Source organism: Planctomicrobium mucosum (assembly GCF_051466335.1).
Lineage (GTDB): Bacteria > Planctomycetota > Planctomycetia > Planctomycetales > Planctomycetaceae > Planctomicrobium.
This window is the reverse complement of record NZ_CP195793.1, coordinates 3,039,952-3,055,166: the sequence shown is the minus strand read 5'-3', so window position 1 is coordinate 3,055,166 and position 15,215 is coordinate 3,039,952. Positions and strand designations below refer to the sequence as shown.

Here is a 15,215-nt window from a genome sequence, read left to right as displayed (position 1 = left end):
TCAATTCACCCAACAATACTGCGAACTATTAGAGTTTTCGTTTCAAATACAGTTCGATATGCGCAAGCCAAAGAAAAATCAGCATTTAAGACAGATGCGACTCTAATGATCTGATAATATCACGTGACGTAGTGAGCATAGGTAATGCGTCGCGTGGGATTAGTTACCATTTTTCGAGGTCGAACCGATGCCATCAAGCCTCGATTTCAGCGCATTGCTCAATCCCCACCAATCAAGGAAGCGGCTGAAAGAGAAATGGAATCGACCCCCACGAAAGCGACTTCGATCGGTTGATTTCAGGAAAGAAATACAGAGATCCCATCACGCAAGATGAGACCATCAAAACAGAACCTCACGTTCGCTGCGTAGCTTCGGAGTCTGAAAAGAGAGACAGTTGTTGCGGTCGTCGAGAAGACCAGGCGACGCACGCCCCTCCGCGTCCACATCAGTGGTCGGCGGGGGACTTCGAATTGGCAGTCGTGAACCCTGATTCATTCGAGTGGTCCGGGGAGAGGAACGACCAGTACGCCGTATTCTCGCTTTCGTCCCAGTACGGGTACCCAAGCGCCTTCAGGCGTTCGTGCAGCAACTCCCGTTCGTTGGGAGGGATCTGAATCCCTGTGAGGACTCGCCCGTAATCCGCACCATGATTTCGGTAATGGAACAAGGAGATGTTCCAGTCAGTCGACAGGCTACTGAGGAACTTCATCAGTGCCCCGGGACGTTCGGGAAACTGGAAGCGGAAAATGACTTCATCTCGAAGCCCTGGTGCTTTCCCCCCGACCATGTAGCGGATGTGCAGTTTTGCCAGTTCATTGTGAGACATATCCAACACGGAAAAGCCTGCGTCCGAGAGTCGAGTGATGATTTTCTTTTTTTCATCTTCTCCCTCGTTGATGTGGACTCCGATAAAGACTCTCGCATTCTTCGGGTCAGTATATCGGTAGTTGAATTCAGTGATGGCGCGGCCACCGAGCAGTCGAATCAACGCGCGATAGCTCCCGGGGGTTTCTGGAATCGTGACGGCGAGTAACGCTTCCCGATTCTCTCCAAGCTCCGCACGTTCTGCGATGTGGCGAAGTCGATCGAAGTTCATGTTCGAGCCACTGTTGATTGCGATCAGTGCGCCCTCGTGAGATTTACCGTGCTCCTCGACATAGTTCTTCAGGCCAGCGAGACTCACCGCTCCTGCCGTCTCTGCAATCGCACGAGTGTCAACGAAGATGTCTTTCACCGCGGCGCAAATTTCGTCGGAGGTCACCGTGATCACGCCGTCCAAAAGTTCTTTGCAGATACGGAACGTCTCCGCCCCGGCCTGTCGGACAGCGACCCCATCTGCGAACAAACCGACTTGATCCAGAACGACACGTTCATTTCTCTCGATCGCTGCCGCCATTGACGCAGCATCTTCCGGCTCCACTCCAATGACCTTGATTTCGGGCCGCAGGAATTTGGTGTAGATCGCGAGACCAGCAGCGAGTCCACCGCCGCCAACGGGAACAAAGATCGCTGCAATTTTTCCGGGATGCTGGCGGAGGATCTCCATCCCGATTGTCCCTTGTCCAGCGATGACGTCGGGATCGTCGTACGGATGAATAAATGTCAGATTGCCTTCGACTTCGAGTTTCCGAGCATAGCTGTAGGCATCGTCGAAGCTCTCACCGTGCAGGATCACACGTCCGCCGAGATTGCGGACAGATGCCACTTTGATCTCTGGCGTCGTCCGAGGCATGACGATCGTAGTTGCAATGTTCAACTTGCGACCAGCGAGGGCCACTCCTTGCGCATGATTTCCGGCAGATGCGCAGATCACGCCCCGCTGACATTCTTCTGCAGTTAACCGGGCGATTTTGTTGTATGCCCCGCGAATTTTGAAAGAGAAGATCGGTTGGAGATCTTCTCGCTTCAAGCGAACATCCACGCCAAGCCGTGTCGACAACCGGGGAAGGGCATCCAGTGGACTTTCGATTGAGACATCATAGACACGAGCTTCGAGAATTTTGCGGATGTAATCCTGCACTGAAGAATCCCTGAGAAAGCCTAGAATCGTGTCTGGTTGAATTTTTAGAGTCTAGTTACTTCGAAGTCGTTTGTCGCACTGAATTCAGTGATCGACTTCAATAGCCGCTGGGATTGAGTATCCGAGCATCAACTCGTTGCGTGAGCAGGATGGCCGTCGTGAGGCGGCCTGTGACATGAGCATCAGTTGATTGATTCCGGACGCATTTAGGCGAACGGGGGGGTGAGCTCTCACCGTCGCTGACCTAGCGGGAGGGCTCTCTATCGAACGACATAGTGGTCCAGAAACATTGAGACAGTGCTTTGAATCACTGCCTGTTTTTGTTCAGGTGAAAGCGGCGGAGCAGCCCCGAGGATCTGGGGCCAGAAAGCGAATGTGTTGATCAGACCATGAAACTGCCGGGCAGCAACTTCGGGTTCCATCGGCTTGAGTCTGCCTGCTCGCTGCGCTGTTTGAATCCACTGAATCAAAGCACGTTCACCCGGCTTACAATCCCCCAAAAGCTGGCGAGAGAGTTCAGGAGTTTGAAGAAATCGAGGCAGAATCACGCGGCCAAGATCGAGGAATTCGGCAGAATCGGACAGTTCTACGAGGCTTTGCGCGATTGACAGCAGTTGGGGCTCAAGCGGAAGCAGTGGGTCGTAGGAGTACTGTTCGACTGGATTACAGCGAGCCAAAAGCCGCTCAACGATCGCTGCGAATAGGTCCTCTTTACTGGGGAAGTGGTTGTAAACCGTTCTCTTGGAAACCTTTGCGACTTCCGAAATGCGGTCCATGCTGGTGTTGTCAAACCCGGACGACGCAAATTCCTGAACGGCAGCATCCAAAATGGATTCCCGCTTGCGGTCGGTGAGCCGGATCTTTATCGCCTCCGCCATCTGTTAAACTCCACTTTAAACCTTTTGGTGTACTTTACGGCCTCAGTGTGTACACCTGTCAGTGTAAGACTGCATTTGAGAAATGAGAGATCGACTTCAAGCTGAAACTGTCAAAGGATTTCAAACGATCGTCAATTCTGAATTGGAAGTTAATAAATTGGCAAGTTCCTCGATAGGCAGTCTGCCACTGATTGGGCAACGACTGCAACCTGACCAAGCCCATTTTTTTTGAATACACCCCATTCACTCATCTCCCCGACTCGTGGTACATAAGTGAAATGGTGACACGCTGGAGTTTTTGAAATCATGGGTGATCTCAAGAATGAACAACTCGACCTTGGATATTGCGATTCATCCCACACAACGGGATTGCTCATTCGAGTTTCCGCAATTGTTTTGTTCTCGTCGATTTTAACTTCATCGGCCGTGGCACAACGTCAAATCTCGCTTGTCGAAGACACTGCGTTTCAATTCGTCAGCCCGATAGAGAGTTGACTCGGCTTCGGACCGAGCGTTTGAGTCAATTGTATTCTTCCCGGTCGCCGCCTAAAAAGAATGGAAATCCCCAACAGCATCTGGATGACAGCCACTATGTCCTTGAGATTCACACTTCTCTTCTTGTCAGTGGCCTTGTGTGTTCAACGGCAGGCGTTCGCGGAAGCACAAATGCAGCCAGTTCCGCTCCAATCGCACATCACAACTGTGCAACCGATGACCGGAATCACCTTGTGGACGACGAATGAAGCGGTCAGAAAAGCCCCGATCCAACTAGAGTTCATCTATCTTCCTTACGATCAGGTCGTGGCAGGGGAAGGTGATTTCCATTGGGAGCCGCTGGAAAAGATTCTTGACGATGTCTCCGGGCGTGGACATCAACTGATTTTAAGATGGTACGACACCTATGTCGGAAAGCCTTCCGGAGTTCCCAAATACATTCGAGAACTGTCGGATTATCAAGGTGTCACTGCGGAGAGCGAAAGCAAACCGACAGGCTTTCCAGACTGGTCCCATCCCAAGCTGCAGGAATTTGCACTCGAGTTCATGACTGCCTTTAGTTCGAAGTACGATGGAGACCCACGGATCGCGTTTGTTCAGGTCGGCTTCGGATTGTGGTCGGAATACCATATTTACGATGGGCCGATGACGATGGGCAAAACTTTTCCCTCGCTGGATTATCAGTCGAAGTTCGCAAGACACCTCGCTGAACAATTGAAGCAGACTCCTTGGATGATATCTGTCGACGCAGCAAGTGAAGACGCCCCATTTGTGAATAACGAGGCACTTCTCTCGCTCGGGTTTGGAGTTTTCGACGACTCATTCAATCACAAGGATCATGCAAAGTACAACGAACCAAACTGGCAAACGCTTCGACTTGATCGATGGAAACTTGCTCCGACCGGTGGGGAGTTTAGTTTTTTCGAATCGAAAGATCAGAAGCAAGCATTGGCTCCCAAAGGCCCGCATGGAATTCCTTTTGAAGAGCAGGCTGCCAAATTCCATATCTCGTTTATCCTCGGCGATGCGCAGATCAAATTGCAGCCTCGTCAACGGTTCCAGGAAGCGAGTATGGCGTTGGGGTACCGCTTCGAGGTCACCGAATTTCTGACGTCACCCAATGAGTCTCGCGTTGAGATCAAAAACACCGGAATCGCCCCCATCTATGTGGATGCTTTCCCTGCGGTGAACGGAGTTCGCTCAAAGACGTCGCTCAAGCATCTGCTCCCCGGAGAGAAACGAATCTGCGAAGTGAACGCAGGCGGAACGTCGCCGACCTTGACCATAGAGTCCGACCGGATACTTCCTGAGCAAACAATCGAGTTTGACGCTGATCTGAAGTAGTCGATTTTTGCGGCACACCAGCGCAAGTGAATTCGACGGCCCGCGTGACCGGATCAAGCAGCGTCCACATGAAACACAAACCTGCGGTCGGGACTCTCTTGCGACAAGCAAGAATTGCTTAGTCACGAAATGTGATCTGACATCGCAGCGTCATCGAGACACTCGAACTCAAATACGGATTCCGAGAGTCGAATTTTTTATATCTAGATGACTGAGGTCGCTCGAAGTCTGATTAGGCTGCCTCTGCACGACGGTTTCTGAGTTGAACCCAACCGATGACGCCCCAGCCGATGGCTGCGAGCAAGTAAACCGCTGCATAGGTGGTGAACACGGACTGGTATCCATCCAACGATGCCTGAAGGCGGATTTCGTCGGTCAGAAGATCTGGAACGACATTTTCGATTGTCGCTCTCGCGGAGATAGCAACCTCGACGATCGTTCCTGTTGTCCAAACAGCGACCGCAGCACCAATCGTTCCGATCGTATTCATGAATCCGCCAGCGACCGCGGTATGCTCCTGCCCGATATCCTGACATGTCGCCCATGTTGCACCGAGTGTGATGTCAACGAAAAACGCAGCCATTGCAACACTGATACAGAACAGATGCATGTTGTCCGCCTGCGTGGCCAAACCCCAGGAAATCGCACACCCGAGCATTGAAAAGACGCCCAGTACACACCGAGAGAGTCGACGATTATGAATGTATCGGTCCAGCAACGACACAAGCGGCCCGCCGCATAGGCAGCCAATCGCACCCACCCATAGAGGCGCGCCCAGATAAATTGGTCGTAGATCGGCAAACTCTTCCATCGGGAATCGGTTCGCGACGTAAGAGGGAAGGTACGAAATATTGAAGGCCCATCCGTAATTCAACAGCGAATAGACGCAGCAAAGTACAAGCAGTTCAGAGTTGGTGAACAACCATTTCCACGGAACACGATGTCCTTGTGCGGACTTTGTAGATGACTCAACTGAAAGATTTCGATCAGAATTCTTGGGAAGGTTCTGAAACAGACTCCAGAAAGCGATGCACCAGACAAGCCCACTTCCTGCGAAGATTAAAAACGCCCCGCGACAACTGACCAGAGGAGTGCTAAAACTCGTTCCAGTGACAAGCAAGGCCCAAATCAATGGGGTCAGGCCGCCCATCAATCGCCCGGACATCCAGACGAATCCCTGAGCAGATTCCCATTGATGGCTCGGGAACCAGTTATAAATCGCCTTTGCAATATTGGGGTAAGCCCCCGCTTCTCCTGCGCCGAAAAGGAACCTCAACACGATGAGTGTCCCCAGGCCGCCGAAGGTCCACCCTCCGTACTGCCATCCAATCATTCCTGTGAGAGCAGTACACGCCGACCACCAGATCACAATGCGAATCAGCATCGCACGAGGTCCAATTCGGTCTCCCCACCAACCGGTTGGGATCTCGAACAACGCATAGGCGATTGAAAAGGCGGTGAAGGCCCATTTCAATTCAGAGACACCCTTTAACCCCAGTTCCGCTGCGATTGACCCAGCGGCAACGCCGAAGCACACCCGGTCCAGATACGTGATCATCGACAGGGTACAGACCAGAAGGAGAACGATGATCTGGCTCGAAGAGAACTGAAACGTTCCGGTCGTCCGAGCCGAACCAAGCTCCGCTACGGGGACGGGCTGCTGAGTACTTTGTGAAGGATCCGAGACAGATGACACAAGAAGCTCCGTTTCCGAGATCTCAGCTCACTGCCGTCACGTACGCCCGCGTCAAGACAGAGAATTGAACTCATTTTAAAGGCCATTGCGGCGGAATTCGTTTGAAGATCGGTCTGGGCCGATCGCAAACAGCTAACTCTCCTTGGGAGCTCTGTTTCACGACGTCTTGCTGCGTGAAATTCAGATGCCCGAGTCACAGAGGCAGTCCCTTCGCCAGTTCAGAGCGGAAGGGCGATTGCTGAAAAGAAATTCGCCAAAGACCGATTAACGACTTCGGGCCAATGTGATGGCCGCTCGAAATTGGGGCACATCATAAAAAAGCGGCGGTCAGGATTTCCCTCACCGCCGCATCTCATTCTGACTATCGCGACTCGGAAATCAGAGTCGACTTCACAAAGTCTTCGTTGATCGTCACGCCGAGACCCGGCGCTTCAGGTGGAGAAATCCAACCATCGACAGCCTGAATCTTCTCGTGAGTCAACTCGTGACGGAGAGGTGAATCCTCAACGCAGTCTTCGAAGATGAACGCATCGCGGCAGGTGCTCAACCAGTGGATACTGGCTGCCACTGTCACAGGGCTGGTGTAGCAGTGGTTGCACAGACGAGCACCGATTTCTTCAACGCGTTGACGAATGTAGTTCGACTCGCTGAAGCCGTTTCGTGACAGGTCGACCTGATAAATATCGAGGCACCGACCATCGATCAACGGACGGAATGCAAACCGACCACACTCCTCCTCACCGGAAGCGATGGGGACTGGTGAACGGTCGCGAAGCCATCGGTAGCCTTCGTAGTCATCTGGGTGCAAAGGCTCTTCGAGCCAACCAATTCGCTGTTCGGCAAATGCCTTCGCTCGCTCCAGTGCAGTGCGTGCATCCCAGACGCAACCTGCGTCGATCAGCAATGTCGCGTCGTCACCGAGGCCTTTTCGTGCTCCACGAACGAGGTCGCGGTCAACCGATTCGCTTTGCCCCATTGGCTCCCAGCCGAATTTGACGGCGTTGTAACCATACTCGCGCCATCGTTCGCCGATTCGCTGGGTTTCATCCCCATCTTTTCCGAACAGGATGGACGCATAGGCCTGAATGCGGTCGTGCTTCTTACCGCCGAGGAGTCGGTGGATCGGCTCGCCGAAATGCTTTCCTTTGATGTCCCACAGAGCCATATCGATCGCAGCCATTGCAGTAATGGTTGTCGAACGACGACCGCAGTACATTGTTCGGCGATACATTTTCTCCCAGAGGCGATCTGTCTCGAGAGGGTTTTCACCGATCAGGAGTGATCGTAGCCCGGTTGCGACGTTATGGCTAAACGGGGCATCAATGACGGCCTTCACCATTTCCGGGGAAGAGTCGGCTTCTCCGACCCCTTCGAGGCCATTATCAGTTCGAACTCGCACGAGCACAGAGTCCTGGCTGCTCGCGGTTTTACTTTCTACGTTTTTGATACGCAGAATCTGGCAAACAATTTCAGTGATTTTCATATTGAAAATATTCCGGAGTCAACTTGCGAATGAAGATTTACTCAGATGCGACAGTCGAGACACAAGGCTTAGTCGAGAATTCGACCGACCACGACAATATGCTGGCCACGTGGAATTGGTGCAACCCATGCCTGAGCGAGAACAGCCCCATCGACTCCCGCCTTCACTTCGAAAGGAGGCATGTCGATGTGATCAAAGTCGTGAAGCAGGCCGACGACGTCACCCTTCTTCACAACGGTTCCGCATTCGAGCAATGGTTCATAATGACCATCGAACGGGGCAACTGAGAAGCATTCGCGATCAACCATCTCGAGCTTCTTTTGAGTCCCTTCAGCGTGGAACGCGATTGGCTCGATGCTTCCCTTCATCAGGTTGTTGTTGATCAGTGCTGCCAACACCCCTTGGCGGCCGTAGCGAACACCAATTGGATCGACCGCGCATCCCCAACCGAGTTCGGTACCGACGGTGATCTTGCCGAGCCGTTCTGCTTCGCTTGGCAGCAGACCTGGAGTCTGATTCTGGTAAACCATCAGGCTTGGCGTTCCGAACCAGCGTGCAGTCTCTTCGATTTTCGCCGACAGGACTGGATCATCGACAGGGTGGAAGTTCGCGCAATGGGAGAACCGAGCGACATTTCCACCTGAATGAAGGTCGAGAACGATGTGAACTCGTGGCCAGATATATTCGCGAACGAAGGCAACGATTCGATGCGTGATTCCGCTGAGTGACGGGACTTTCCCGGCGTCGTCAACAAACGCGCGATTCAGGTTCACTCCATCGTCGAGACGGCTACTCTCGCGGGTCCCTGCACGGAAGGCAGATGGGTTCAAAACGGGAATGAAAATCACGCGACCGAGGACGTCTTCTGTGCGGATTTCGCGGAGGAGGTTCTTAAGAACGCACGGTCCTTCGTATTCGTTACCGTGATTCGAACCAAATGACGCAAGCCCTTGGCCTGGTTTCGCTTCTGGACCGACCCAGACGGTCAGAGGGATCAGATGATCTCCCCAGATACTGTCGTGTTCCAGGGCGATCCAGTAATCACGTCTTCCCGGTGAATCTAGATCAACCTGTGACGGACGGACAATGACTCGACTCATTTTCCAACTTTCCTATCGGGGGAAATTCAGACAGAACCCGTAAACACATTCAGAAGTGCTGAATACATTCATATGAGTGGATGGATTGATAGCAAGGACTTGCTGAATTGTCAACAATCGGTGCAACTAATTCGACAATTAATTCTCGATAAACAAATCCTGAATTGTTGACAATCCCGTCGACAGTTATTACAATCGGCTTGCGAATTCACACACAAGCGGAGAATTTGTAAGATAGGTGTACCTTTCAACACATCGTTGTTTTGTTCTTAAGCTGAAGCACCTGTTATGGATCACAGCCAGTCCTCAGAGCATGTTCCCGCGGAAGTTGTTCAGCAGCTGAAGAAGGAGATCCTGTCAGGCAGGCTCCTCGAGGGGACTAGGCTGACTGAAGCTGCGATCACAAAGCGATTTCAGGTGGGGAGGGGCCCAGCACGTGAAGCAGTTCAGAGGCTCTCTTCAATGGGGTTGCTTCAGACTCGCCCGAATTGCGGAGCAGTCGTTGCTCCAATGGCTCGGCGAGAAACACGTGCCGTGTTCGTGACCATTCGCCGAACGCTGGAGGTCCACGCTCTCGAGCAGATTTTTGATGAGCTCACTCCTGCAAACTTTGCACATTGGGAGACCGTCCTCGCAGAAATGAAGGTGGCGTGTGAAAATGAAGACTACTACGCCATTGCAGAAGCGGATATTTCCTTCCACCACTACTTGCTGGTCTGCGCCAAGGAGCCTGATCTTTTAATGATCTGGGAAATCCTCGTTGGTCGGATCCGGTCTCATTTTCGTCGCACTCAGCGACGTCGGTGCGCAAACGTCATGGAGCTCTATGAAGAGCACCTCCAATTGCTGGAGACGTTTCGCACAGGTTCGCTTGCGGATGCCTGCCGACTACTTAAAGACAAAATCGACTAGTCCTCAGTAAGCGTTATTTTCACATTTGGGTTCACCGCTTTGCATTTGTAATCGCGGACGTGTATTTCGCTGCGCCAAGATCTCTGGCCTCAGGTGTCTTGTGCATACTCAGGTTATTTGTTTGTTTGTTTTTCCAGGGAGAGTTCACATGATTCGATTGAAGAATTTTCACAAGCAAGGGTTCACTCTGATTGAGCTGCTTGTGGTGATCGCCATTATCGCAGTTCTGATTGCGCTCCTGCTCCCAGCAGTGCAGCAGGCTCGTGAGGCTGCCCGTCGCTCACAGTGCAAGAACAACCTGAAGCAATTCGGGCTGGCAATGCACAACTATCACGATTCACACAACACATTCCCACCGGGGATGTTTAACGTAATCAATGGCTATGGCGAACCATACGAAAGCCAAGCGGGCACAACCAACCGCGTCTCTTTCTTCGCAATGGTGCTGCCGTACATTGACCAAGCGCCTCTTTACAATCGTTGGGCATCGATTCAACAAGTGGGGGGCGGAATTGTTTACCCTTGGAATATCCCGGACGTCACATCGGTGAAGGTTCCAATGGCATTCTGTCCATCGGATCCAAGCGCAGGGTTCAGTCATCCAAATGACGGTATTCTGGGGAACTACCTCGGATGTAGCGGTTCAAAGCCGTGGGGAAGCATGTATTCCGTTACCGACATCGATCAGGGAGCCCCGAACGGGATTTTCCATATTCGCTCGAAGACCGGCATGAATTCGATCACAGATGGTTCTTCCAACACCATCATGATGGGAGAGATCCTGACTGTCGCAAACGGCACGATGGGACAAGGCTGCTCTTCCAATGCTGACCTTCGTGGTTTGTACTGGAACGCGGTGCATATGACGGCTCTGTTTTCAACATTCTACCCGCCAAACACGCAAGCTGCCGACATTGTCGGGTATGCCGTCTGCTCAGAGATTCCCCGCGCACCAGTCAGCGTCAACGCTGCAGAAGGGATGAACCTTTCTGCTCGAAGCAATCACATCGGTGGTGCACACTTCACCATGGCAGATGGTTCAGTTCGATTCATCTCCGAGAATACCGATACAGCGACATTCCGAGCCCTTGGTTCGAAATCGTTAGGTGAAGTGACAGGCGAATTCTAGTCTGTGACTTGCCAGATCCTGAAATCGCGGGAACCGACGTTAGAATACACTTAGCGGTTCCCGCAATTCAGGGCTGCGATGGGCGAAGATGTCGCCAATCTCCCCAGGGTAGGATCGTTCGCACAAGCGGAATCAGCTTTCAGAACGTTCCTCGTTTTTCAACTCTGATGGCCTCCTGTGAAGTGATTTTAGAGATGCTCAGAATTGCAGTAATGTTGATGTTCGCCGTGGTGTTTGCTGGCTGTGGTTCCTCGAATCAGGGTCCTCAGCTGGTTGAACTGAAAGGTCAGGTCATTTTCAATTCAGAGCCACTTTCAACGGGAACGATCACGTTCATTCCCGCCGATGGGGTCGGTGGAGTCTATGAAAGTAAGATCAACAACGGTGAGTTTACCCTGTCGACGTCTGTCGGGAAGAAAAACGTCTCAGTTCAATCCTTTCAGCCCTCGGATAAACTGAAAGGCCCAGATGGAAAACCTGCCACAGTGCAAGTTCTCCCTCCAAAGTATAATCGAAAAACTGAGTTGTCCTTTGAGGTCACTAACCCGGTTCAATCGCCCGCAAAGTTCGAGTTGACCTCGAAGAAGTAAAGTCACGCCGATCAGCATTGGGTAAAAGTTGGATCTTGCTCCAGCGGCATCGTCGCCTGATTTGGATGGCATTGATCAGCTTCACCTTGAATCCCTTCCAACTTGTAGAAGTATAGTGGGGCCGATAGTGAATTTATCGCTTGGAACATTTCTGCATCGTCTGTTTGTACACACGCTCGCAGTCACAGCCATTTACTCCGCTGCCTCCATCAATGATGTTCGAGCAGACATGCCGAACGATCAGGAAGGAGTGGAATACTTCGAAAAGCATGTGCGCCCGCTCTTCATCGCGAAGTGCAATGGATGTCACGGTGCACAAAAGCAGTGGGCAGAGCTGCGTCTGGATTCCTCACAATCCATTCTCAAGGGGGGAGAAAACGGTCCTGCGATTGTTCCCGGCGATCCTGAACAGAGCCTTCTGATTTCAGCAGTTCGGCGATTGGACGGACTGGAGATGCCTCCTGACAATCCGTTGTCTGCTGATGAAGTGAACGCTCTTGAGCAATGGGTGAAAATGGGGGCTCCCTGGCCGAAGGAAACCTCGGCCGCTGCAGATCGGGAAGAACTCTTCCGGACGCATTGGTCGTTTCAGCCGATGTCTCGAAGCGTCCCTCCACAGGTCACGAATCCTGAGTGGTGCAAAACACCTGTCGACCAGTTTGTATTGTCGAAGCTGCATGCAGCGGGCCTGACTCCTTCAGATGAAGCCTCGCGCCGCACGCTGATTCGTCGAATCACTTTCGACTTGACAGGACTCCCTCCATCACAAGAAGAGGTCGATGCGTTTCTGGCAGATACTGACCCGAACGCTTACGAGAGACTTGTCGAACGACTTCTCGCCTCTCCGCATTACGGAGAACATTGGGCGAGGAAGTGGATGGATCTTGCACGCTACGCTGACACAAAAGGGTACACCTTTGGTCGTGAAGAAAATCGCTTTGTTCATTCGTGGGTCTATCGGGACTGGCTCGTCGGCGCACTCAATAACGACCTTCCATACAATCGATTTCTGGAACTTCAGATTGCAGCCGATCAAACCGCTCCTGATGATCCTGCTGCGCAGGCCGCGTTAGGGTTTCTGACTCTTGGCCGCCGATTCCTAGGGAACACTCCGGACATCATCGATGATCGAATCGATGTACTCTCTCGCACGACGATGGGACTGACGATCAGCTGCGCACGATGCCACGATCATAAATATGACCCAATTCCAACAGCTGACTACTATTCGTTGTACGGGGTCTTCCAGAACTGTGTTGAGGAACGCCACCGCGTCAACGCTGGACCTTCCCAGTTAGAAGAGCACAAAGCTGCACTCGCGCAGTTTCAAGAGAAGCAAGACACCTTTAATCGTCGATTCGATGAAGAACACGAGAAGGCTGCTGCACGAGTGAGAGCGCGAGTCGCTGATCACCTCATGGCACAAACTGAACTTGATAAATATCCGGGTGAATCTTTCAGCCAGATTCTTGAACCGGATGACATCAAGCCGAGCTACGTTCATCGCTGGGTCGATTTTCTCTCGAAAAGCAAAGATCAAGGAGAGCCCGTTTTCCTCGCTTGGCATCTCTATGCGGAGATTCCCAACGACCAGTTTATTGAACGCGCAGTTGAGGTGACCCGTTCACTTAAAGAAGAGCGCCGTCACGAGATCCACGCTCGTGTTGCCGCTGCCTTTCAAACACCACCCGCATCGCTTCAAGAAGTCGCACAACGATATGGCGATCTCTTCCTGCAAGTTGAAGCGGAATGGCGGGCGGCGCTGAAGTCGGCTGAAGAGGCAAAATTGCCAGCGCCGACAGGCTTTGCGAATGAGCAGCAAGAACAACTCCGGACTGTACTTTATGGTCCGACATCCCCTTGTAGTCTGCCTGCCCATAATATGGTCGCAGCAGAGTATTTCTTTGACATCGGAACTGTCACAGCGTTGTGGGGACTCGATGCAGACATCGACCGGTGGTTGATCGACAATCCTCACATCGACCCACATGCACTGCGATTGGTTGACAAAGGAATTCTGCAGGAGCCAAGAATTTTCCGACGTGGAAACCCTGCTACGAAAGGGGATGTTGTCCCTAGGCAGTTCCCCGTCGTCGTCGCTGGTGCGGAACGAAAGCCATTTCAGCAGGGAAGTGGGCGTAAAGAGCTCGCAGAAGGAATTATCGCTAGCAGTAATCCACTCACAGCACGCGTTTGGGTGAATCGCATCTGGCAAAATCACTTCGGGGTCGGCATCGTCCCCACTCCGAGTGATTTCGGAACTCGAGCTCCAAAACCAGAGCACCACGAGTTGCTCGATTGGCTTGCATTGCAACTCATCGACAACGGGTGGAGCACCAAGTCGATCCATCGCTTGATCGTCCTGTCATCAACGTACCGACAGCAGTCGACCGGCCCAGCTCAACCTGAAATTCTTGAGCAGGCAGGAATCATCGATCCGACGAATCAACTTCTGTGGAAGATGAACCCGCGGCGTCTGTCATTTGAAGAAATGCGCGATGCCATGCTGGCAGCGACATCTGACCTCGAACTGACTCTGAGCGGTCCATCGACTCAGCTGTTTACCACAAATGATCAGCACCATCGCCGGACACTCTACGGTTACATCGATCGTCAGGGACTTCCAGACACATATCGAGTGTTCGACTTTGCCAACCCAGATTTGCACGTGCCAACCCGATCTGAAACGACGGTCTCCCAGCAGGCGCTGTTCTCGATGAATCACCCGTTCATCGCAACCCGCGCTCGTCAGATGGCGAAAGTCATTCAGGCGGATGAGAGCCTGACAAAAGCACAACAGGTCGAGGCTCTCTATTCCGCAGTGTTTCAGCGACAACCCACGGAAGCCCAAAAACAAATGGCGGTCAGCTTCCTGGAGAGTGCTCCAGCGGACGAGGCGCCTCCTCCAACGATGCAGCAGAAGTCCTGGGAGTACGGCTATGGCAAGCTGAGCGACGATGGAAAGAAGCTCGAGTCCTTCGCACTCCTTCCGTTCTTCAACGGAACTGCGTGGCAGGGGGGAGCAACATGGCCAGACGCGGCTCTCGGCTGGGCGCAGCTCACAGCTGAAGGGGGACATCCCGGTAATACCAGCGAGTTTGCAGTGGTCCGAAGATGGAAGGCTCCGACCGCGGGACAGATTTCAATTCAATCGAACGCCCGTCATGAAGTGCCCGATGGGAGTGGAATTCTCTTCGCGGTGATTTCAAGCAGAACCGGATCGATTACACAGTTCCCGTTGCACAACTCATCGCAAGTCACGACGTTCGATCCCATCACCGTCGAGGCTGGTGAGACCATCGACTTCATCGTTGATGTGAAGGGAGAACTCGGGCACGACCAGTTCCTCTGGAGCGTGGACATCACTGCAAAGCAACCTGTTGAAGGGGCTCCTTCAAAGTGGAATTCCGTGAACGACTTCAATAACACTGTCACGGTCAACCTCGATGCGTTGGAGCAACTGGCTCAAGTCTTGTTCCTTTCCAACGAGTTTTTGTTCGTCGACTAAAGGTCATCCCGTTGAAGTCAACGGGGAAGTAATCTCCGTTGACTTCAAATTGGCACTGAA

General features: G+C 52.4%; 10 protein-coding genes. 5 read left to right on the top strand and 5 right to left on the bottom strand.

Features of this window, described 5'->3' with window-relative positions; translation table 11 throughout:
- Nucleotides 1-445 precede the first annotated feature (445 nt).
- Both ilvA and SH668x_RS12225 read right to left on the bottom strand, forming a co-directional pair.
- Nucleotides 446-2,020: a threonine ammonia-lyase, biosynthetic gene (gene ilvA, locus SH668x_RS12230; protein ID WP_437185344.1), complete on the bottom strand. Its 1,575-nt coding sequence runs from the start codon at nt 2,018-2,020 to the stop codon at nt 446-448.
- Nucleotides 2,021-2,280: 260 nt separating this feature from the next.
- Entirely contained in the window at nt 2,281-2,898 is a 618-nt protein-coding gene (locus SH668x_RS12225) for a TetR/AcrR family transcriptional regulator (RefSeq protein WP_437185343.1), read from the bottom strand.
- Between the two features lie 591 nt (nt 2,899-3,489).
- Between SH668x_RS12225 and SH668x_RS12220 the strand changes: the two genes are divergently transcribed.
- A complete protein-coding gene (locus SH668x_RS12220; RefSeq protein ID WP_437185342.1) occupies nt 3,490-4,737 on the top strand; it encodes a DUF4832 domain-containing protein in 1,248 nt (415 codons plus the stop codon).
- Nucleotides 4,738-4,969: 232 nt separating this feature from the next.
- Here the strand turns inward: SH668x_RS12220 and SH668x_RS12215 are convergent, their stop codons facing one another.
- The 3 genes from SH668x_RS12215 to SH668x_RS12205 all read right to left on the bottom strand — a co-directional run bounded on the left by SH668x_RS12215 (nt 4,970) and on the right by SH668x_RS12205 (nt 9,016).
- Nucleotides 4,970-6,433: an MFS transporter gene (locus SH668x_RS12215; RefSeq protein ID WP_437185341.1), complete on the bottom strand. Its 1,464-nt coding sequence runs from the start codon at nt 6,431-6,433 to the stop codon at nt 4,970-4,972.
- Between the two features lie 361 nt (nt 6,434-6,794).
- Nucleotides 6,795-7,916 carry a mandelate racemase/muconate lactonizing enzyme family protein gene (locus tag SH668x_RS12210; protein WP_437185340.1) on the bottom strand — a complete coding sequence of 374 codons (1,122 nt, stop codon included), beginning with the start codon at nt 7,914-7,916 and terminating at the stop codon, nt 6,795-6,797.
- Between the two features lie 68 nt (nt 7,917-7,984).
- On the bottom strand, nt 7,985-9,016 hold the full coding sequence (locus tag SH668x_RS12205) for a succinylglutamate desuccinylase (protein WP_437185339.1): 1,032 nt from the start codon (nt 9,014-9,016) through the stop codon (nt 7,985-7,987).
- Nucleotides 9,017-9,304: 288 nt separating this feature from the next.
- Between SH668x_RS12205 and SH668x_RS12200 the strand changes: the two genes are divergently transcribed.
- The 4 genes from SH668x_RS12200 (at nt 9,305) to SH668x_RS12185 (ending at nt 15,155) form a co-directional block, all read left to right on the top strand.
- Nucleotides 9,305-9,928 carry a GntR family transcriptional regulator gene (locus SH668x_RS12200; protein WP_437185338.1) on the top strand — a complete coding sequence of 208 codons (624 nt, stop codon included), beginning with the start codon at nt 9,305-9,307 and terminating at the stop codon, nt 9,926-9,928.
- A 148-nt stretch (nt 9,929-10,076) separates the two neighbouring features.
- Nucleotides 10,077-11,057, top strand: coding sequence for a DUF1559 family PulG-like putative transporter (locus SH668x_RS12195; protein ID WP_437185337.1), 981 nt, complete (start codon nt 10,077-10,079; stop codon nt 11,055-11,057).
- A 212-nt stretch (nt 11,058-11,269) separates the two neighbouring features.
- Complete coding sequence (locus SH668x_RS12190) at nt 11,270-11,647, top strand: hypothetical protein (protein WP_437185336.1); 378 nt, start codon at nt 11,270-11,272, stop codon at nt 11,645-11,647.
- A 127-nt stretch (nt 11,648-11,774) separates the two neighbouring features.
- Complete coding sequence (locus SH668x_RS12185) at nt 11,775-15,155, top strand: PSD1 and planctomycete cytochrome C domain-containing protein (protein WP_437185335.1); 3,381 nt, start codon at nt 11,775-11,777, stop codon at nt 15,153-15,155.
- Nucleotides 15,156-15,215: the final 60 nt, after the last annotated feature.